The following is a 20,902-nucleotide window of genomic DNA, read 5'->3' on the forward strand; positions in this document are numbered from 1 at the left end:
CGCACATGCACCCCGCAACACCCCCGATGGCGGACGAACGTGCCGCGCATGATCACCGTACCCCGTTCCCCCGCCGCGGCCTGATCCACCGTTTGGTGGCCGCCGCCATCGTCCTACCGCTCGTTCTCGGCGCCGCAGCCTGCGGCGGCGAGGACGACGAGGGTCCCGCCGCCCCGAACACACCGGTCGAGTTGTCGGTCTTCTGGTGGGGCGGTGAGGCGCGGGCCAAGCTCACCGAGGACGCCCTCGCCCTCTACACCACGAAGCACCCCAACGTGACGTTCAAGAAGACCTGGCAGGCCAACCAGGGCTACTTCGACAAGCTGGCGACCCTCACCGCGAGCGGTGACGCGCCGGACATCTTCCAGATCGACGACAACTTCCTCACCGAGTACGCGTCGCGCAACGTCACCCTCGACCTGACCAAGTACAAGGACGACAAGAAGCTCGACGTCACCAAGCTCCCGGAAAGCCTCTGGCAGTACGGCGTGGTCGACGGCAAGCTGGCCGGGATCGCCGGTGGTGAGAACACCCAGGGGCTGGTCTACAACAAGACCCTGCTCCAGAAGCACAACCTGCCCGAGCCGACCACCGGCATGAGCTGGGCGGACTTCATCACCTGGGCGGAGAACGTCTCCAAGACGACCAAGGTCCCCGGCACCATGGACCCGAGCGCCGACTACAAGGCGTTCTGGGTCTGGCTGCGCCAGCAGGGCAAGGACCTGTACAAGGGCAAGGAACTCGGCTTCACCGCCGACGACGTCACCAAGTGGTTCGACCTATGGAAGGGCGCCCGCGAGCGCGGTGCCACCCCGACCGCGGACGTGATCCACGAGGGCAACGCCACCGACATCACCAAGCAGCTGGTGGTCACCGGCAAGGCCGCGACCTCGTTCGTCTGGGCGAACCAGCTACCCGAGCTGAAGAAGGCCACCAAGGACGAGCTGGGCGTGGTCGCCTACCCCGGTGACCCGAGCGCACAGTGGGCGCGGGCCTCGCTCTACTACTCGGTGGCCCGCAGCAGCGAGCACAAGGACGTCGCGGTCGACGTACTGAACTTCCTGGTCAACGACCCGGAGGCGGGCAAGATCCTGGGCACCGACCGAGGGCTGCCGTCCAACCTGGACGTACGCAAGTCGGTCAGCGAAGGCGTCACCGACCCGGCGATGAAGCTCTCCATCGACGTGGAGACCGAGCTGGCCGCCAAGTTCGGCCAGTCCCCGCAGGTGCCGCTCAAGGGACACAGCAAGATCCGGGCCGAGCTGATCAAGGCGGCCGAAGAGGTCCAGTACAACCGCCAGTCACCGTCACAGTCCGCCGGCGCGTTCCTGGAGATCTGCAAGAGCGCGATCGCCTGACGATCGGCGCACCATTCGGAGAGGAGCCGGCTCGTGGCGCTGACCACGGCGCCCAGCTCGACTCCGCGCGCCACCGGCCCCGTCCGGACCCCCGCTGACCAGCGTGGGTCCGGACGGATCTGGCAGCGCGAGGGTCTGGCCGGGTACGTTTTCCTGTCGCCGTGGTTGATCGGCCTGATGGCCATCACGGCGGTCCCCATGCTTCTGTCGCTCTATCTGAGCTTCACCAACTACGACATCCTCACCCCCTGGTCGGAGATCGAGTGGGTGGGGCTGACCAACTACAAGCGGATGTTCACCAGCGACGCGTCGTACTGGCACGCGGTGCAGGTGACGCTCTCGTTCGCGCTGATCGCCGTACCGCTGAAGCTGGCCGCCGCCCTCGGCGTGGCACTGCTGCTCAACCGCGCCTGGCGCGGCGTCGGGCTCTTCCGCGGCCTGTTCTACCTGCCGTCGCTGCTCGGCGGCAGCGTGGCGCTGGCCATCGTCTGGGTCAGCATGTTCAACCGCGACGGGGCGTTCAACTCGTTCCTCAGCCTCTTCGGCATCGAGGGCAAGCCCTGGGTGAACGACCCGGAGTGGGCCCTGGAGACCCTGATGGTGCTGGCCATCTGGCAGTTCGGCGCACCGATGGTGATCTTCCTGGCCGGGCTCAAGCAGGTGCCGACCGAGCTGTACGAGGCCGCGTCGGTGGACGGCGCCGGCAAGGTCCGGCAGTTCCTCAGCGTCACCCTGCCGATGCTCTCACCGGTCATCTTCTTCAACCTGGTGCTTGAGACGATCAACGGCTTCCAGGGCTTCACCTCCGCGTTCGTGCTCAGCAACGGCACCGGCGGCCCGGTCGACTCGACCCTGATGTACACGCTCAACCTCTACATCAAGGGCTTCGTCGACCTGGAGATGGGCTACGCCTCGGCGATGGCCTGGGTCTTCCTGCTCGCCATCGCGGTTATCACGATCGTGCTGTTCAGCACCGGCCGGTTCTGGGTGCACTACTCCGACGGGGAGGGCCGCTGATGGTTACCCAGACCGAGGCCGTGGTCACGACCCCGGCGACCGCGTCGACGCCGACCAGGCGCCCCAGCGGCACCGGCCGGCACCTCGGCCGCCTGCTCGTCCTGGTCGCGATCCTCGCGGTGGTGCTCTACCCGCTGTTCTGGATGATCGGTACGTCGGTCAAGTCGCCCGAGGAGATCGTCAACAACATCGGGCTGCTGCCCCGGGAGTTCACCCCCGGCAACTACCCCGACGGCTGGAGCAACTTCGACGTCAGCTTCGGCCGGTTCTTCCTCAACAGCGCGATGGTCAGCCTGCTCACCGTGCTCGGCAACGCGATCTCCTGCCTGCTCGCCGCGTACGCCTTCGCCCGGCTGCGGTTCCGGCTGCGCGGATTCTGGTTCGCCATCATGATCGGGACCCTGCTCCTCCCCGGTCACGTGCTGATCGTGCCGCAGTACATCCTGTTCCGGACCTTCGACATGGTCGGCGGCCCGTGGCCGTACCTGCCGTTGGTGGTGCCGCAGTTCCTGGCCACCGAGGCGTTTTTCGTCTTCCTGATGGTCCAGTTCATCCGCGGTATCCCGCGTGAACTGGACGAGGCGGCGAAGATCGACGGGGCGAGCCCGTTCGGCATCTTCCGGCACGTCATCCTGCCGCTGAGCCGCCCGGCCCTGGTCACGACGGCGATCTTCTCGTTCATCTGGACCTGGAACGACTTCTTCCGGCAACTGGTGTACCTCTCCGACCTGGAGGACTACACCGTGCCGGTGGCGCTCACCCTGTTCATCGACTCGACCAGCCAGAGCGCGGTCGGACCGATGTTCGCGATGTCCGTACTCTCCCTGCTACCGGTCTTCCTCTTTTTCGTTGCCTTCCAACGAATGCTGGTAGAAGGCCTGAACACCAGCGGTCTCAAGGGCTGAAGTCGTGATGGGTGGGGTGGTTCGGGTGGTTCAGGGCGGGGCGGGGTGGCCGGAGGAGCCGGGCGGGTCGGTGGCCCGGCGGCCGGACTGGCGCGACACCCTGCGCAACGCCAGCGACCTTGCCCTGGTCGGCATCCTCACCACGGTGGCCGCGCTGCCGGTGCTGACCGCGGGTGCCGCGGTCGCCACCGCCAGCGCGGCCGTGCACCACTGGAGCGAGAACGAGAGCTGGCCGGGAATCCGTACGGTGCTGCGCGGGTTCGTACGCGCCCTGCTGCCCGGCGCCGTCGCCACCCTGATCGCCGCCGGGGTCGCCGCCCTGTTCACGGTCAACCTGCTCGCACTGAGCCGGGGTGTCGTGCCCGGCGGTCCGGCGCTGATCGTGGTCACCGTCCTGCTGGCCGGGGCGGTGACCGGGTTCGCCGGGCTGACCGTGGTGCAACTCGGCCGGCTCGGTGGGCTGGGGTGGCGGCAAGCCGCCCGACAGGCCGGGCGGACCTCGGTGGCTCGGCCGGTCATACCGATCGCGCTGACCGGGGTGCTCGGGCTGGTGGCCGTACTCTGCGGTCTGATCCTGCCGCTGATCACGCCGATCCTCGCCGGATACACGCTGCTCGCCCTGCACGCGACCGTACGCCGGATCGAACGGGGCCCCGCCAACCGCTGACCAGCGCCAACGGTCGGATCGACCCAGCCCTTTTCGGCCGCCGTCCGTCAGCGGGGCGCGGGCCGGCACCGCCATCCCCGATTCGATCGATGCGGCAACCGGCGCCGGTCACTAGGCTGCCGGACAGACATGGATCAGCTCGGAGGCACGGGTCATGGCGCAGCAGTCGGTTTCCACATCCAACGCCCATGACCTCGCCGGACTCCGTAACTACCTGCTGGTGGCGGTCGCCCTCGGATTCCTCTTCGGCTGCTGGGCGGTGCACGAGACCGCCATCGACCGGGCCCGTACCTGCCCGCAGAGCTGCCTGCGGCCGGAGGTCGCGCGGGTGGTCGACGCCGAGACGGAACCCGCCGTGCCCGACCGCCACAGCGGCGGGCTGACCCGTACCCGGCTCACCCTCGACCTGCACGGCCAGGCTGGCCGGACCGAGATCTCGGTCCCGTACGGCACCGTCGGACCCGCTGCCACCGAGGTACCGGTACGCCTCTGGCGGAACACGATCATCCAGGTCAACGGCACGGACGTGCATCCGGGCTGGCAGACCCCGACCCGGTTCGTGACCGTGATCCTGCTCTTCCCCGTCTTCGCCTTCTGCACGTTGAAGCTCGCCAGCCGGCTGGTCCTGCTGCGCGGGTTGCGCCCGCAGGAGGCCGGGCGGCAGACGCGTGCCGGAAGCCGTGGCGTACTGCGCGGGACCTTCGTGAGTTCGGTGGTCGCCGTCGGCTCGATGGTCGCGGTCGGCTCGGTGAACGGCTACCCCGCCTGGTGGCCCGCGCTCGCTCTCGGTGCCGGCCTGCTCGTCTCGATGCTGTGCCTGCGTCGCGCCACCCAGCGCGCCGCCGCCAACGTCTGAGGATCCGACGACCCTCCTCCTTCTGCTCCTCTTCCGCCCAGGTCAGGGCCCCTCTCGTCACACCCTGTCGACCCGCGCCCGACCGGTGTAGCATTTCGCCGGACACTGTGTCTGACGGATCGTCGGACAGCATGTCCGGCCCAGTTGGGGCAGCGGCGCGGTGGGCCCGCGATCACGCTCGATCGAGCGCACAAACAGGGGAGTTACGCATGGAATACCGCCTTCTGGGACGTACGGGGGTTTGGGTCTCCGAGATCTCGCTGGGAGCCATGACCTTCGGCGGTAAGGATCACCCGATCTACGGCAGTCTGGGCGGTTTGCAGCAGGACGACGCGGATCGGATGGTCGGCACCGCGCTGGACGCCGGGGTCAACTTCGTCGACACCGCCGACGTCTACAGCGACGGCGAGTCCGAGGAGATACTCGGCCGGGCGCTCAAGCACCGTCGCCGCGATGTCGTCCTGGCCACCAAGCTGCACGCGCCGACCGGCCCGGGCCCCAACGACAACGGCCTGTCCCGGCTGCACGTGATGCAGGCGCTGGAGGACAGCCTGCGCCGGCTGGGCACCGACCACATCGACCTCTACCAGATCCACAACTTCGACCACATCACCCCGTTCGAGGAGACGCTGAGCGCCCTCGACGACGCGGTCACCCAGGGCAAGGTCCGCTACATCGGCTGCGCCAACCTCGCCGCCTGGCAGATCAGCCGGGCGCTGGGCATTTCCGCCCTGCACGACCAGGCCAAGTTCGTCTCGGTCCAGTCCTACTACTCGCTGGTCGGCCGCGACGCGGAGCGGGACCTGCTGCCGATGGTCGAGGCCGAGGGCCTGAGCATGACGGTGTGGAGCCCGCTCGCCGGTGGATTCCTTGCCGGCAAGCAGGGCCGCGACGGCACGCTGGACGACACCGGCTCGCGCCGGGCACAGGAGGGCTTCGCCGACTTCACGCCCATCGACTACGAGCGTGCGCACGACGTGCTCGACGCCGTGCGGGCCGTTGCCGCCCGGCACGAGGTGAGCTGCGCCCGGGTCGCGCTCGCCTGGCTGCTGGCGCAGCGCGGGGTCACCAGCGTGGTCGTCGGCGCCCGTCGGCTGGACCAGCTCGAGGACAACATCGGCGCGAGCGGGCTGACGCTCACCGAGCAGGATCTCGCCGAACTCGACAAGGTCAGCGCCCTGCCTGCGGCGTACCCGAACTGGATCCAGGCGGCGTTCGCCGGATCCCGGATCCCCCGCTAGGCAGTACCGGTACGAATTGAGGCGGCGGGTGTACCCGCACCCCGTACACCCGCCGCCTCGCCCGATCCAGTCACCCCGCGAAGCTCCGGAAGCGGAGATCCGACTCACCGGGGCAGACGATCACCGAACTGTTCCACGAGCAGGCCGCGGGCCGTACGCCCCTCAGCTCGCCCAGCTCGACCGGCTGGCTCGAACTGACCCGTACGCCCGCCACGCTGACGTCGGTGGTGCCGGAGGACGGCTCGTCGGCGAAGAGCAGCAGGTTGCCGCCGTCGACCCGGACCGCGACCCCCTCCTTGCTGATCACCTGACCGCCGTCGGGGCCGTAGACGGTGACGCTGTCCAGCGTCCCGCTGCCGACCACCACGTGGTCGCCCACCGGCAGCAGCTCGTCCGCCTTCGCCGCCGGCTTGCGCCAGAGCGCCGCCTCCTCCTTGGCGCCGTCGCCCCCCTTGGCCGGAATCGAGAGCAGCTCGGTCGTCTCGATGTCGAAGTTCTCCCGGTCCAACAGGCAAACCCGTGCCCGACCACAGGCGACCAACCTGTCCGGATAATGCCGAGGGTCGGCCGTGTAGAGGCTCGTCGGCTCCCCCATCCGCTCCAGGTCGTACGCGGTGACCCGGTACGCCCCTTCCTTCGGCGCGACGTACAGCCGACCGTCGTGCGCCACGACGAGATCGGTGTAGTCGGCGGCACTCTTCGCCGTCTTGAGCACCTTGCCGGTGTTCACGTCCATCACCCGCGCCGAGCGATCCGCACCGATCTGCACGATCCGCGGATCCTTCCCACCGACGGGTGCCTGCCCACCGGCCAGACTGGCCGCACCGCCCAGGTCCGCCGGCACGGTCACCGGATAGACCGAGGTCGGGGCATTGCCGTACGGGTCCTTGGGGCTCGGCTCGTCCCACCGCGTCTTCCCGGTGCCCAGGTCGAGCCCGATCACCTGCGCGGACACCCGATCCACCAGCACCAGCGTCTGGTCGAAGTACAGCACCGAGTCGTCACCGTGGATGGTGCGCCGCCACATCTCGTCCCCGTCGGCCGGGTCCAGCACGACCAACTCCCGCGACTGGGTACCGGTCGACTCGTCGCTCAGCAGCACCAACGCGCGCGGCAGGGCGGTGATCCCGTCCCACCCGTCGGAACTCATCTCCGTGGTCACCTGCCACGCCCGGGTTCCCGTACCGGCCTTGGCGCCGATCACCTCCAGCCGCTTGTCCTCGCGCTCGTAGGCGACGTAGGCCCGGTCCCCGCTCAGCGCCGTGTAGATGTAGGACGGCCGCTCCTCCCCCAACGGGATGCCCTCGCCGATGTCCCGGAAGGGCTCGAAGGCGATGTCGGCATAGCCGCCCCGCGCGAAGTAGATCACCGCCGCGGTGACCACCCCGGCAAGCGCGAGCACGGCGCCCGCACCGATCAGGACCGCGCGCCGCTTACGCCAGCCACCCGCCCGACCAACACCCCCGCCGTACGCCGAGCCTCCCGCCAGCCCAACCCCGCCCGCGTACGCCGTCCCGCCCGCACCCGCCGCCCCGGATCCCCCGGCCGCCCCCGACACCGGCACAACCGAACCCACCACCGTCGGCTCCGACGCATCCGAATCCACCACCGCCCCAGCCGACGCCACGCCCCCGACCGCACCCCCGCCCCCGACCGCGCCCCCGACGCTGCTGCCGATCGCGCCCCCGCCGCCGCTTCCCTTCCCATTCCCGTTCCCGTTCAGCTCGGCGAGTGCTCCCTCCGCCACCGGTAGCTCCGGCTGCTCCAGCACCGTCGGCGCCACGCCCAACTCGGCGTGCAGCAACCGGGCCACCAACGGCACCCGGGACGAGCCGCCGACCAGGAACAACCCGGCGAGCTGGTCCGGCCGGAGTCCACAGTGGCCGATCACCGTGGCCGCCTCGAAGACCGCGCGCCGCAGCAGCGGAGTAGCCAGCCGCTCCAACTCCTCGCGGGTCAGGTGCACCGCCTGCTCGACGCCGGGCACCGCCACCGGCGCCACCGTCGTACGCGACAGCATCTCCTTCGCGCCGCGTACGTCATCCCAGAACTGCCGCCGGTTGCGCCAACCGGTGGTGCTCTCCGGCTGCGAAAGCTGCCGCCACACCTCCGGCTGCGTTGCGCCGACCAGCCGACCGAGGTGTTCCACCAGCGCCGCGTCCAGGTCGAGCCCGCCCAACTCCGGCAGCCCGCCCGAGCCGACCACGACGAACCGGGCCCGCCCATTTTGGTCGAGCCCTTCGTTGCGTACGACCGCTATGTCGAGCGTCCCGCCGCCGAAGTCGAAGACGCCGATCGCCGCACCCACCGGCACCGGACGCCGCAGCACGTCGGCGAAGTACCGTGCCGCCGCCACCGGCTCCGTCACCAGCAGCGTCCCGCCACCACCGGCACCCGCCCCGCCGTCGACCGGCCGGACCGGCGGCCAACCCGCCCGAGCAACAGCCGTGGCCAGCGCACCCCTGCGCCGCGCACCCCAGCTCGCCGGGTACGTCAACACCGCTGGCGGCAGGAAGCCGACCGCCTCGACCGCCGCCTGCGCCACCGCCCGCAACAGCCCGCCCAGCAGGTCCACTGTGGCCACTTCGGCGTCGCCGAGCAGCACACCCGGCTCGTCGATCCGCCGTTTCGGGTTCGGGTCGTAGCGTCCCGGATCCGCCTGGGCCAACCGCTGCGCGTCCCGCCCGACGTGCAACAGACCGGCGCCGTCGAGGAAAACCCCGGACGGCATCACCGGCTGCCCGTCGAACAGCAGAGGCCGGGTCCGCCCGTCCGGCCACCGCAGCACCGCGACGGTGTTGGACGTACCAAGGTCGACGCCGAGTGCGAAGCCGCCGTCCTGCCCTGCCATCTACCGACTCCTAGGGGCCCGAGGGGATTACCCGGCCCCGAATGCTACGGCCACCCCGCAGCCCCACCGCCCACCCACCGAGCAGCCCCCACCGCCCCCACCCGCTGACCAGCCCCACCGCCGCCAGCCAGGCAGCCAGCCAGCCAGCCACGAAAAGGGTTGGGCCCGCCGTGACCGGCGAGGGGATCAAGCCTGACGGCCCTCGCCGGGCACGGCGGGCCCAACCCTTCGCCGGTCACGGCGAGCCAAAACCAAAATCAGAGAGCAGCCCGCCGCCGAGCCACCTCAGCCAACGTCACCGCCGCCGCCACACTCGCATTCAACGACTCGACCTCGGACATCATCGGAATGCTCACCCGCAGATCACAGGTCGCCCCGACCAGACGCGACAACCCGCGCCCCTCCGAGCCGACCACCACGACCAGCGGCCCGACCGCAGCCTCCAGGTCGTACAGATCAGTCTCGCCGTCGGCGTCCAGGCCGACCACCATGAAGCCGGCCTCCTGGCACGCCTTCAACGACCGGGTCAGGTTGACCACCTGGCTCACCGGCACCCGGGCGGCAGCCCCGGCGCTGGTCCGCCACGCGGTCGCGGTGATGCCCGCGGCCCGGCGCTCCGGTACGAAGATCCCCTGGGCGCCGAACGCCGCCGCCGACCGGATCACCGCACCGAGGTTGCGCGGGTCGGTCACCCCGTCGAGCGCGACCAGCAACGGCGCGGTCTGTTCGAGCGCCGCGGTCATCAGGTCGTCGAACGGCTGGTACGCGAACGGCGGCACCTGGATGCCGACACCCTGGTGCAGCACCCCGCCGGTCATCCGGTCCAGCTCGGCCCGGCTGATCTCCAGGATCGCGATGCCCCGGTCGGCGGCGATCCGGACCAGCTCGTTCACCCGGTCGTCGATCTCGATGCCCTGCGCGACGTAGAGCGCGGTCGCGGGCACGTTCGCCCGCAGCGCCTCGACCACCGGGTTCCGCCCGACCAACAGCTCCGGTACGTCCTTGGCCGGGTTCGACTTGCGTCCCGGCGCGACCCGCGGTCCACGGCTCGGCTGCTTCACGCCACCCCGGCCGCCGGCACCCCGGCCGGCACCCGCGCCCCGGGTCGCCCCGGCAGCCCGGCTGCCCCGACCCGTGCCGCCGCCACCGGCGCCCCAGGTGGTGTCCTTGCTGCCCGGCTGACCGATTTTCGGCGCCCGGCCCTCCTCGGCCGCGGCCCGGCGCTCCTTGTCCTGCTTCCAGGCGGTGCGCTGCGGAAGCTGCTCGGTGCCCGAGTAGCCCTTGTGCCAGGGGCGTTCGTCCGCGGGCAGGGTACGACCCCGGCCGGCGAGCGAGGCCCGGTTCTTGCCGCCGGATCCGGCGGGAGCGCCCTTCTTGGCGGTCACCCGCCGGCCACGCCGCTGTGAATTGCCGGCCATCAGTCCTGTTCTCCGATCGTCCAACGGGGTCCGTGGGGGGTGTCCTCGACCACAACACCAGCGTGCCTGAGCTGGTCGCGCACCCCGTCGGCGGCGGTCCAGTCCTTCCGGGCGCGGGCCTGCGCCCGCTGTTCGAGCGCCAGCGCCACCAGCGCGTCGATGACGTCCCGCAGCTCGCCGTCCTGCCCGTGACCGGCCCAGGCCGGATCGAGGGGGTCGACGCCGAGCAGGTCCAGCATCGTGCGGACCGCCACCAGCGTACTGCGGGTGGCGTTGTTGTCGCCTTCGGCCAGCGCGTTGTTGCCGTCACGGAGCACGTCGTGCACCACGGCGAGAGCGGCCGAGGTGTTCAGGTCGTCGTCCATCGCGGCGGCGAAGGCAGCCGGTACGGCGCCCAACTCGGCCGGGCCGACCCGCTCCACCGCCCGCTGGACGAAGCCCTCGAGCCGGCGGTACGCGACCGCGGCCTCGCCCAGCGCCTCGTCGGAGTAGTCGATCCGGGACCGGTAGTGCGGCGACGCCAGGTAATACCGCAGTTCCACCGGGCGTACGCCGAGCGCGGTGACGTGCGCCAGGTCGAGCGCGTTCCCGAGCGACTTGCCCATCTTCGCGTCGCCGAGGTTGAGCAGGCCGTGGTGCACCCAGTAGCGGGCGAACGGGAGCCCGGCGGAGCGGGACTGGGCCAGTTCGTTCTCGTGGTGCGGGAAGACCAGGTCGAGACCGCCGCCGTGGATGTCGAACTCGGCGCCGAGGTAGCGGCGGCACATCGCCGAGCACTCGATGTGCCAGCCGGGCCGTCCCCGCCCCCAGGGCGACGGCCAGGAGGCGTCTGCCGGCTCTTCCGGTTTGACGCCTTTCCAGAGGGCGAAGTCGCGGGGATCACGCTTGCCCCGTTCGAGCTCGTCCGTACCGGCCTGCACCGCCTCCAGTTGCTGGCCGGAGAGGAAGCCGTAGTCGGGGTCGGACTTCACGTCGAAATAGACGTCGCCCGAGTCGTCCCCGGCCGGATAGGCGTGCCCGTTGTCGATCAGGGTCTGGATCAGCTCGTGCATCTCCGGGATGTGCCCGGTCGCCCGCGGCTCGTACGTCGGCGGCGCCACGTTCAACGTCCGGTACGTCTGCGCCAGGATCACCTCGTTGGCGTACGCGATCGACCAGAACGGGCGCTCCTGCTCCTGCGACTTGACCAGCAGCTTGTCGTCGATGTCGGTCAGGTTGCGGATGAAGGTCACGTCGAGACCGGCGTACGTCAGCCAGCGGCGCAGCACGTCGTAGTTGACACCGGAGCGAAGGTGGCCGATATGGGGCGGGCCCTGGAGGGTGAGACCACACAGATAGACCCCCACCTTGCCGGGCTGCCGCGGGACGAAGTCCCGCACCGATCGGGTGGCGGTGTCATATAGGCGTAGCGTCACCGCACCAGGGTAACGGTCACCGGTTCCGACCGTCGTACGCGCGGCGGCCCTCAGCCGCGATCGGGGACCGGCGTCGCCGTACGCTGCGTGTTGTGGAGCCGACGGGTCACGCGGGCGAGACGGCACAGACCCTGGACCGGGGCCTGCGCCTGCTGCACCTGGTCGCCGACGCACCCGGTGGATTGACGGTGACCGAGGCGGCGACCCGTCTCGGGGTTGGTCGGGCGGTGGTCTACCGGCTGGTCGGCGCCCTCACCCAGCACGGCATGGTCCGGCGCGACTCCGCCGGGCGGCTGCGCCTCGGGGTCGGGGTGCTGCACCTGGCCCGGCGGGCCCAGCCGCTGCTCGCCGAGGGCGCGCTGCCGGCGCTGCGCCGGTTGGCCGAGCAGGCCGGCGCGACCGCGCACCTGACCGTGGTGGAGGGGGCGGAGGCGGTCGCCGTCGCGGTGGTGGAGCCGAGCTGGACCTCGTTCCACGTCGCCTACCGCACCGGCTCCCGGCACCCGCTGGACCGGGGGGCCGCCGGGCAGGCGATCATCGGCGGGCGCGCCGGGCAGGTCGATCCGGTCGCCACCACCGGCGAACTGCAACCCGGGGCGTACGGGGTGGCCGCGCCGGTGCTCGGCGTACCGGGGCTGGAGGCGAGCGTCGGGGTGGTGGCACTCGCCCCGCTGGACGTACTCACCGTCGGCGAGCAGGTACGCGCCGCCGCCGGCGCCATCGCCCGGGCGCTCGCCTGAAGTGTCCCGCCGCTCAGGGGTGGGTCATGCGCAGCACGTCCAGGGCGTCGTCGAGTTGCTGTTCGGTGAGCTTGCCGGCGTCGACATGGCCGCGGGCGAGCACCACCGCCTTGATGGTGGACTCGCTCGCCAGCGCCTCCTTGGCGATGGACGCCGCCTCGTCGTACCCGAGGTAGCGGTTGAGCGGGGTGACCACGGAGGGCGAGCCTTCCGCGTACGCCAGGGCGACCTCCGCGTTCGCGACCAGGCCGGCCACGCAGCGGTCGGCCAGCAACCGGCTCACGGCGGCCAGCAGGCGGATGGACTCCAACAGGTTGCGGCCCATCACCGGGAGCATCACGTTGAGTTCGAAGTCGCCCTGCGAGCCGGCGAAGCCGACCGTGGCGTCGTTGCCGATCACCTGGGCGCTGACCTGGCGGACCGCCTCGCAGACCACCGGGTTGACCTTGCCGGGCATGATCGACGAGCCGGGCTGGAGGTCGGGAATCTGCAACTCGCGCAGCCCGGCGCGGGGGCCGGAGCCCATCCAGCGGATGTCGTTGGCGATCTTGTAGAGGCCGACCGCTATCGTCCGGAGCTGGCCGGAGGTCTCCACCAGCGCGTCCCGCGCGCCCTGCGCCTCGAAATGATTGCCCGCCTCGGTCACCGGTACGCCGGTCTGCTCGCGCAGCTTCGCGATCACCGCCGGGGCGAAACCAGCCGGGGTGTTGATCCCGGTGCCGACCGCGGTCCCGCCGAGCGGCAACTCGGCCAGCCGGGGCAGCACCGACTCCATCCGCTCGGCGCCGTACGCGACCTGGGTGGCGTAGCCGGAGAACTCCTGTCCGAGGGTGACCGGGGTGGCGTCCATCAGGTGCGTACGCCCGGCCTTCACCACCGCCGCGAACTCCTCCACCTTGGAACGCAGCGTCAGCTCCAGGTGCCGCAACGCCGGGATCAGGTCCTGGATCACCGACTGGGTGGCCGCCAGGTGGATCGACGACGGGAAGACGTCGTTGCTGGACTGGGAGGCGTTCACGTCGTCGTTCGGGTGCACGTCGCGGCCCAGCTCGCGGGTGGCCAGGGTGGCGATCACCTCGTTGGCGTTCATGTTCGACGAGGTGCCGGACCCGGTCTGGAACACGTCCACCGGGAACTGGTCGTCGTACCCGCCGTCGGCGACGTGCGCCGCCGCGGTCGCGATCGCCGCCGCCACGTCCGAGCCGATCACGCCGAGTTCGCCGTTGACCTGGGCCGCCGCGCCCTTGATCTGGGCCAGGGCGCGGATGTGCGCCGGTTCCAGCCCGCGTCCGGAGATGGGGAAGTTCTGCACCGCCCGCTGGGTCTGTGCCCGCCACAACGCATCGGCGGGGACCTCGACCTCGCCCATGGTGTCCCGCTCGACCCGGTAGCCCGCTGTCCCTGATGTGCTCACGTGTTCCATCCTGCCGCGCCTCGCGCCGACGCGCAGATGATCCCCGTCACCGGCCGCCGACGGGTTGGAGTTCCGGCGCGCAGGCGGCGATCCCGGCCCGCGCCAGCGCTCGCCCGGCGGGGTAGTCGAGCGCGGTGGCCGACGCCAGCGCCCGCTCGTACAGCGGGAGCGGGCTGACCCGGTCGCCCGTGTCCCAAACCGCCCGGGCCAACTCGATCTGGCAGTCGACCAGCACCCGCGTCACACCGAACCCCTGCAGGATCCGCAGGGCCTCGTGCAGTACGCCGACCGCCTCCTCGTCCCGCCCGAGCCCACGCAGGGTCAGCCCGAGACTGTGCCGGATCTCCCCCTCGGTGAGCCGGTCGGCGGTGGCGACCGCACGCCGCAGCGCGGCGGTGAGCAGCCGGAGGGCGGGGCGGTGGTGGCCCAGCCGGGCCCGGGTGTGGCCGATGTTGCACAGCGCCGTGGTCAGGTTCCGTTCGGTGCCGTACACCCGGGCCAGGAAGAGGCTCTGTCGCGCCAGCGGCAACGCCTCGGTCAGCCGGCCCATCTGGAGATAGAGGTCGCTGAGCCCCTGCGGGAGGCGGAGCAGGGTGAGCTTCTCGCTGCCCCACTCCACCGCGGCCAGCCGCACGTGCCGCTCCGACTCCTCGAATTTGCCCATGTGGGTGAGCACCCCGGCCAGGTTCGTCCGGACCCGGGCGACCCCGAGCAGGTCCCCGTGCGTCTCGTACACCGGCAACGCCGCTTCGAGCTCATGTTTCGCCGCCGCCCACTGGCCGGCCCCGTAGTAGCCCGAGGCGGCCTGTACGCGGAGCAACGCGACCAGGTTCGGGTCGTCGAGCCGTTGCGCCGAGACGATCGCCTGCTGATGGGTGTCGATCAGGTCGTCGTGGTAGCCGCGCAGGTAGAGGTAGAACCAGAGGGCCCGGGCGAGCGCACAGGCGTACGAGTCGTGTTGTTGGGCCGCCGCGTACCGGACGGCGCGGACCACGGTGGCCCGCTCCGGCTCCAACCGGTCCAGCCCGCCCTCGCCCGGGCCGGGCAGCAGTTCCGGGCGGCTCGGGGCGGCAGGCTCGTATCCGGTCAGCGGCACGGTCAACGGTTCCATCGGCCGGGTCACCCGGGCGACCAGGTGGAACAGGTGGTCCAACAGCCCGGCCCCGGCGGTACGCCGTACCTCCGGCGGGTCGGTGGCGACCAGGTTCGCCGCGTACTGGCGCATCAGGTCGTGGAACCGGAACCGCCCCGCGGCCGGCTCCTCCAGCAGGTGGCCGTCGACCAGGCTGTCGAGCAGGTCCCGCGCGGCCAGCAGGGTGCCGCCGGTGAGCGCCGCCGCAGCCGCCGCGTCGAACAACTCGCCCGGATGCAGGGCCAGCAGCCGGAGCATCCGCTGTGCCGGCGCGGGGAGCTGGACGTACGACAGGGTGAAGGCCCCCGCCACCGTCCGCTCCTCGGCCGCCAGCTCGGTCAGCACCGCCCCGTCGTCGGCCAGCCGCTCGACCAGGTCCGTGACCGTCCACCGGGGCCGGTGCGCCAACCGGGCACCAGCCAGCCGGATCGCCAGCGGCAGGTACCCGCACCTGCGGACCACCTCGGCCGCGGCGGCCGGTTCGGCCCGTACCCGCTCCGGGCCGGCGATCCGGGCGAGCAGTTCCACCGCCTCGTCGGGGTCGAACACCGGCAACGGGTACGGCTGCACCCCGTCCAGGCCGACCAGCCGGCGCCGGGTCGTCACCAGCACCAGGCACCCGGCACCCGCCGGCAGCAGCGGACCGACCTGCTGCGCGCTGGCCGCGTTGTCCAGCACGATCACCGCCCGCCGCCGGGCAAGCTCGGTACGCCAGCACCCCAGCCGTTCCTCGAAGTCCCCCGGGATCCGTTCGCTGCCGACGCCCAACTGCCGCAGCAGGGTCACCAGGGCGGCGGCCGGCTCGACCGGGCTGCGTTCGCTGTGCCCGTGCAGGTCGAGGAAGAGGTGGGCGTCGGGGTAGTTCGCCGCCAGCGAGGTAGCCAGGTGCACCGCGAGCGCGGTCTTCCCGCTGCCGGCCATCCCCTCGACGAGCACCACCACCGGCTTGCCCGGATCGGCGGTCTCGATCGCGTGCCGCACCCGGCCGAGCAGTTCGGCCCGTCCGGTGAAGTCCGCCACGTCCCGGGGCAGGCACCGGGCCGGGGTCGCCTCGTCGCCGTCGGGCACCTGGTCGGGCAGTTCACCGGCGAGGATCCGGCGGTGCAGTTCACGCAGCTCGGCGCCGGGATCGATGCCGAGTTCCTCGGCCAGTGCGCGCCGGGCGTCCCGGTAGACGGCGAGTGCGTCGGCCTGTCGGCCGACCCCGCAGAGGGCACGCATCAGTTGGCTGCGCAGCCGCTCCCGGAGCGGGTGTCGGGCCACCAGGTCGGTCAGCTCGCCGATCAGTTCGCCGTCGCGACCCAGCCGTAGCTCGACCTCCACGCACTCCTCGGTCACCACGGTGCGCTCCTCGTCCAGCGCGACCGCCGCCCGGCGTACGCCGGCACCGGAGATCCCGCCGAGCGCGGGTCCCCGCCAGAGGGCCAGCGCGGCCCGGAAGTGTTGGCGGGCTGCGGGCAGTCCACCCGCGGCGACCTCGACCCGTCCGGCGTCGACCAGGCGTGAAAACGCCTGCGCGTCCGACTCGACGGTGCCCGGCCGGAAGCCGTACCCGACGGGGTCGGTGACGATGACGTCGTTACCCAGTCCCGCCTGGGTGAACAGCCGGCGCAACCGGGACACGCAGGTCTGCAACTGGGCCCGGGAGGTGGCCGGTGGGTCGTCGCCCCAGACCGCGTCCACCAGTTCGTCCACCGGTACGGTCCGGCCCGCCCGCAGCAGCATCATGGTGAGCACTGTCCGGTCTCGACCGGCGGTGACCGTTATTCCACCGTCCACTTCCAGCGGACCCAGGATTCCGAAGCGCATTCCCCGCCCTCGTGCGACCAGCGATGACCGAAGCCTAACCTTTCCGGCACAGATCGTTATCGGCCGGCGATAGCGGTCCGGGAGTGATTCGAGAGCGGCCCGGTGCACGATGCGCAGCGGGTTCCCGACGATCGTCGGTCTGCCCTGATCGGGGGCGGTGCACCCGTCGGCGTTTTCCTCGACTCCGTGGCGGTGCCACGGAGTCGTCGTGCGACGGGTGCACCGGGCGGTCGTACCGGTGTCGGGTTGGTCCGGTGCTCAGCGCCGGCCGACGGTCAGCACCGGCTTGGTGACCTCGGCGAAGAAGTCGTTGCCCTTGTCGTCGACGACGACGAAGGCCGGGAAGTCCTCGACCTCGATCCGCCAGATCGCCTCCATGCCCAGCTCCGGGTACTCCAGCACCTCGACGCGCTTGATGCAGTCCTGCGCCAGCCGGGCCGCGGGGCCACCGATCGAGCCGAGGTAGAAGCCACCGTGTTCGTGGCAGGAGCGGGTGACCTGGCCGGACCGGTTGCCCTTGGCGAGCATCACCTGCGAGCCGCCGGCCGCCTGGAACTTCTCCACGTACGCGTCCATCCGGCCGGCGGTGGTCGGACCGAACGAGCCGGAGGCGTAGCCCTCGGGGGTCTTGGCCGGGCCGGCGTAGTAGACCGCGTGGTCGCGCAGGTACTGCGGCATCGGTTCGCCCGCGTCCAGCCGCTCGGCGATCTTCGCGTGCGCGATGTCCCGGGCCACCACCAGCGGACCGGTGAGCGAGAGCCGGGTCTTGACCGGGTACTTCGACAGCTCGGCCCGGATCTCGTCCATCGGCCGGTTGAGGTCGATCCGGACCACCTCGGCGCCCGCGTCGAGCTGGGTGTCGGTCACCTCGGGCAGGAACCGCGCCGGGTCCGTCTCCAGCCGTTCCAGCCAGACACCGGACGGGGTGATCTTCGCCACCGCCTGCCGGTCGGCGGAACACGAAACCGCGATCGCCACCGGGCAGGAGGCGCCGTGCCGGGGCAGCCGGACCACGCGTACGTCGTGGCAGAAGTAGCGGCCACCGAACTGGGCGCCGATGCCGAACTGGCGGGTCAGCTCCAGCACCTCGGCCTCCAGCTCGATGTCACGGAAACCGTGCGCGAGCATCGACCCCTCGGTGGGCAGCGCGTCGAGGTACTTCGCCGAGGCCAGCTTCGCGGTCTTCAGCGCGTACTCGGCGGAGGTGCCGCCGATCACGATCGCCAGGTGGTACGGCGGGCAGGCGGCGGTGCCGATCAGCCGCAGCTTCTCCTCCAGGAACTGCATCATCCTGGTCGGATTGAGCAGCGCCTTGGTCTCCTGGTAGAGGTACGACTTGTTGGCCGAGCCACCGCCCTTGGCCATGAACAGGAACTTGTACGCGTCCGGGTGCCCGTCCGGGTCCTCGGCGTAGATCTCCACCTGGGCGGGCAGGTTGCTGCCGGTGTTGCGTTCGTCCCACATGGTGAGCGGGGCGAGCTGCGAATAGCGCAGGTTCAGCCGGGTGTACGCCTGGTAGACCCCACGCGACACCGCCTCGTGGTCGGACCCGTCGGTGAGTACGTGCCGGCCGCGCTTGCCCATCACGATCGCGGTGCCGGTGTCCTGGCACATCGGCAGCACCCCGCCGGCCGCGATGTTCGCGTTGCGCAGCAGGTCGAGTGCGACGAACCGGTCGTTCGGCGAGGCGGCGGGGTCCTCGATGATGGCCCGGAGCTGGGCCAGGTGCGCGGGGCGCAGGTAGTGCGCGATGTCGTGCATCGCCTCGGCGGTCAACGCGGTCAGCGCGGCGGGCTCCACGGTGAGGAAACGCCGGCCACCCGGCCCGTGTACCACGTCGACACCCTCGTCGGTGATCAGCCGATATTCGGTCTGGTCGGCACCGACGGGGAGCAAGGGAGCGTAGGAGAACGCGGCGGCACTGCTCATGAGCGGAAAGCCTAGGCCAGCCGACCGGAACCGTCCTAGCCGCCGGGTCGGTCCCGTGCCGTCTCCGGTCTCCGCCGCGCTGTGGGAGGGGGTGAAGCCGCTCAACCGTCCTTGCCGGAGTCGGCGGGCTGGCACTGCTCCATCTTCGGTCCGCCGCAGGTAGGCCCGACGTCGCCGGGACCGGCGCCCGGTGCCGGGGACGTGCCGGGGGCGCCGGGACCGGGTCCCGGTATACCGGCCGCCGTGCTGAATTGGACATAACCGATGTCCCGGCCGTCGCCGATCACCATCCCGGCCGGGCCGACCGCGAGCACCCTCGCCGACGTGGCGAGGGTGAGCAGCTCACTTCCGCGCAGCGGGTCGAGGGCGATCACCCGGTTCGGTTTCTCGTCGACCAGTAGGGCCGCGGAGCGGGTCAGCGTCGAGGCGCCCTCCGGGCTCAGCGGACGGTTCCAGCGGGGCGCGTCGCGGCCCAGTTCCCGACCGGTGACGGTCTGCCGGTCGGCGGAGCGGACCAGTGCGTACCGGTCGTCGACGGCGAGCAGTTTCTCGCCTTCGGCGCCGGACCAGAGCACCCGCCCGTCGTACGCGTCGAGGATCGTCTCGCGGCCGTCCGGGCCGACACCGACCAGTACGCTCTGGCCGCCCTGCGGGTCCTCCCGCTGTACGCAGCCGCCCGCGTTCGCGGTGCGCAGGTTGATCCCGGAGCGCCGCCACACCTCCTGGCCGCTGATCGGGTCGCGGGCCAGTACGGTGAAGTAGCAGCTGCCGTCCTCGGCGCGGGCCTCGATGCGCAGCATCCGTCCGCCGACCACCACCAGCCGGTCGGCCCGGCCCGGCTGGATGTCGCGCAGCACCCGCCCGGTGGCGGTGTCCACGATGTGCACCCGGCCGTCGACCGGGAAGCCGAGCAGCGACGGCATCGTCTCCGGGCCGCTCGCGTCGTCGGCGACGAGTTTGGTGGTCAGTCTCCGGGTGCCGAGGACCTCCGGGTTGTCGGCGAAGAGTCCGGTGCCGACCCCGGGCAGGAACGCGGTCCAGACCGGTTTGGTGCCGCGCGGATCCCAGCGGCTCAGGGTGCACTCGCGCGGTTCGGAGCAGCGGACGTCGAGCAGCGCGTTGCGGTAGGTCCAGACCCCGCTGGCCTTGGTGTCGCGGCGGCGTACCGCACCGGTTTCGGGGTCGATCAGCTCGTACCCCTTCTCCAGCAGCTTGCCGGTCGCGACGACCGGGTCGGTCTCGCCGCCCGCGACCGCGGCCCAGTCGACCTTGCGTTCCCAGAGCTTGCTGCCGGTGGCCAGGCTGCGAGCCTCCACGAAGGTGCGTTGCTCGACCACGACGGTGCTGCCGGCGATGGTAACGCTCTGCGGGGTGCCGCCGACCCGCTGCTGCCAGACCACGTCCGGTTCGGAGAGTGGCTGGCTGCGGTTGATCCAGGCCACCAAGTTGGGGAAGGGGTTCCAGACCCCGGTGGCCGAGAGCACGATGACCGCGACCAGCATGAAGGCGAGGAACCACTTCGCGCTCCGCCCGGCGCTCCCCTTCGCCATCGGGCTACCGTAGCGAGGCCAGAGGGGCAAACGCGGGACGCCTCGCCGCCCGTGTCGTCCTGACTTAACGATTTATCAGGGCATTCAGCTCGACTTCCCGCCGGCCGTCGGCCCACCGGCCGCCGCCGAGCGGACCAGCGGCAGCACCCGGTACGGGATCTGCTCGGCCAGCGCGATGATCGTCGAGGCCCGGGCGATCCCCTCGTACGAGACGATCTGGTCGATCACCCGCTGGAGGTCGGCGTTGGATCGGGCGACGATCCGGCAGAGCATGTCGCCGGAGCCGGTGATGGTGTGCGCCTCCAGCACCTCGGGAATCTGCCGCAGGTGCGCCGCCACCGGGTCGTGGCCGTGCCGCTGGCTGATCTCCAGGGTGACGAAGGAGGTCACGCCGAAGCCGATCGCGGCCGGCGCGAGCTCGGGGCCGAACCCGCGGATCACCCCTCGGGCCAGCAGTTTGTCCAGTCGGGCCTGGACCGTGCCCCGGGCCACCCGCAGCCGGCGGGAGCATTCGAGCACCCCGATCCGCGGCTCGGCGGCGAGCAGGTCGATCAGTCTGGCATCCAGCCGATCAAGCTGGACATCCTGTACAGCGGTCAC

15 protein-coding genes are annotated in these 20,902 nt (G+C 71.2%); 7 read left to right on the forward strand and 8 right to left on the reverse strand.

The features are described from left to right. Positions 1 to 5: 5 nt before the first annotated feature. The 6 genes from AB0J90_RS16345 (at position 6) to AB0J90_RS16370 (ending at position 6,044) form a co-directional block, all read left to right on the forward strand. Positions 6 to 1,358, forward strand: coding sequence for an extracellular solute-binding protein (locus AB0J90_RS16345; RefSeq protein WP_363596520.1), 1,353 nt, complete (start codon positions 6 to 8; stop codon positions 1,356 to 1,358). A 33-nt stretch (positions 1,359 to 1,391) separates the two neighbouring features. Continuing rightward, the gene (locus tag AB0J90_RS16350; RefSeq protein ID WP_363596522.1) at positions 1,392 to 2,375 is read left to right on the forward strand and encodes a sugar ABC transporter permease; all 984 of its coding nucleotides are present in this window, start codon (positions 1,392 to 1,394) and stop codon (positions 2,373 to 2,375) included. 143 nt (positions 2,376 to 2,518) lie between these two features. Next, positions 2,519 to 3,280: a carbohydrate ABC transporter permease gene (locus AB0J90_RS16355; protein ID WP_363596835.1), complete on the forward strand. Its 762-nt coding sequence runs from the start codon at positions 2,519 to 2,521 to the stop codon at positions 3,278 to 3,280. Positions 3,281 to 3,305: 25 nt separating this feature from the next. Continuing rightward, positions 3,306 to 3,947 (forward strand): DUF624 domain-containing protein, encoded by a 642-nt coding sequence (locus AB0J90_RS16360; protein WP_363596524.1) that lies wholly within the window; start codon positions 3,306 to 3,308, stop codon positions 3,945 to 3,947. Between the two features lie 154 nt (positions 3,948 to 4,101). Beyond that, the gene (locus AB0J90_RS16365) at positions 4,102 to 4,803 is read left to right on the forward strand and encodes a hypothetical protein (RefSeq protein WP_363596526.1); all 702 of its coding nucleotides are present in this window, start codon (positions 4,102 to 4,104) and stop codon (positions 4,801 to 4,803) included. A 209-nt stretch (positions 4,804 to 5,012) separates the two neighbouring features. Continuing rightward, positions 5,013 to 6,044: an aldo/keto reductase gene (locus tag AB0J90_RS16370; RefSeq protein WP_363596528.1), complete on the forward strand. Its 1,032-nt coding sequence runs from the start codon at positions 5,013 to 5,015 to the stop codon at positions 6,042 to 6,044. 70 nt (positions 6,045 to 6,114) lie between these two features. On the opposite strand, the gene AB0J90_RS16375 is transcribed toward AB0J90_RS16370, so the two are convergent. The 3 genes from AB0J90_RS16375 to cysS form a co-directional block, all read right to left on the reverse strand. Next, positions 6,115 to 8,895 (reverse strand): Hsp70 family protein, encoded by a 2,781-nt coding sequence (locus AB0J90_RS16375; protein WP_363596530.1) that lies wholly within the window; start codon positions 8,893 to 8,895, stop codon positions 6,115 to 6,117. 257 nt (positions 8,896 to 9,152) lie between these two features. Next, positions 9,153 to 10,313, reverse strand: coding sequence for a 23S rRNA (guanosine(2251)-2'-O)-methyltransferase RlmB (gene rlmB / locus AB0J90_RS16380; RefSeq protein ID WP_363596532.1), 1,161 nt, complete (start codon positions 10,311 to 10,313; stop codon positions 9,153 to 9,155). Then, a complete protein-coding gene (gene cysS, locus AB0J90_RS16385; RefSeq protein ID WP_363596534.1) occupies positions 10,313 to 11,728 on the reverse strand; it encodes a cysteine--tRNA ligase in 1,416 nt (471 codons plus the stop codon). Before cysS ends, rlmB begins: the two co-directional genes overlap by 1 nt. 92 nt (positions 11,729 to 11,820) lie before the next feature. Here cysS and AB0J90_RS16390 point away from each other — a divergent pair, with 92 nt between their 5' ends. After that, the gene (locus AB0J90_RS16390) at positions 11,821 to 12,468 is read left to right on the forward strand and encodes a helix-turn-helix domain-containing protein (RefSeq protein ID WP_363596536.1); all 648 of its coding nucleotides are present in this window, start codon (positions 11,821 to 11,823) and stop codon (positions 12,466 to 12,468) included. Between the two features lie 13 nt (positions 12,469 to 12,481). Here AB0J90_RS16390 and AB0J90_RS16395 read toward each other — a convergent pair whose 3' ends face one another. The 5 genes from AB0J90_RS16395 to AB0J90_RS16415 all read right to left on the reverse strand — a co-directional run bounded on the left by AB0J90_RS16395 (position 12,482) and on the right by AB0J90_RS16415 (position 20,902). Beyond that, positions 12,482 to 13,891, reverse strand: coding sequence for a class II fumarate hydratase (locus AB0J90_RS16395; protein WP_363596538.1), 1,410 nt, complete (start codon positions 13,889 to 13,891; stop codon positions 12,482 to 12,484). Positions 13,892 to 13,928: 37 nt separating this feature from the next. After that, positions 13,929 to 16,823, reverse strand: coding sequence for a BTAD domain-containing putative transcriptional regulator (locus AB0J90_RS16400; protein ID WP_363596540.1), 2,895 nt, complete (start codon positions 16,821 to 16,823; stop codon positions 13,929 to 13,931). Positions 16,824 to 17,081: 258 nt separating this feature from the next. Continuing rightward, positions 17,082 to 18,752, reverse strand: a complete 1,671-nt coding sequence (locus tag AB0J90_RS16405; RefSeq protein WP_363596542.1) for a fumarate hydratase — start codon at positions 18,750 to 18,752, stop codon at positions 17,082 to 17,084. Between the two features lie 101 nt (positions 18,753 to 18,853). After that, positions 18,854 to 20,302 (reverse strand): PQQ-binding-like beta-propeller repeat protein, encoded by a 1,449-nt coding sequence (locus AB0J90_RS16410; RefSeq protein WP_363596544.1) that lies wholly within the window; start codon positions 20,300 to 20,302, stop codon positions 18,854 to 18,856. A gap of 84 nt (positions 20,303 to 20,386) precedes the next feature. Next, entirely contained in the window at positions 20,387 to 20,902 is a 516-nt protein-coding gene (locus AB0J90_RS16415) for an Lrp/AsnC family transcriptional regulator (protein WP_363596546.1), read from the reverse strand.

This window comes from Micromonospora sp. NPDC049523, from assembly GCF_040676775.1.
Lineage (GTDB): Bacteria > Actinomycetota > Actinomycetes > Mycobacteriales > Micromonosporaceae > Micromonospora_G.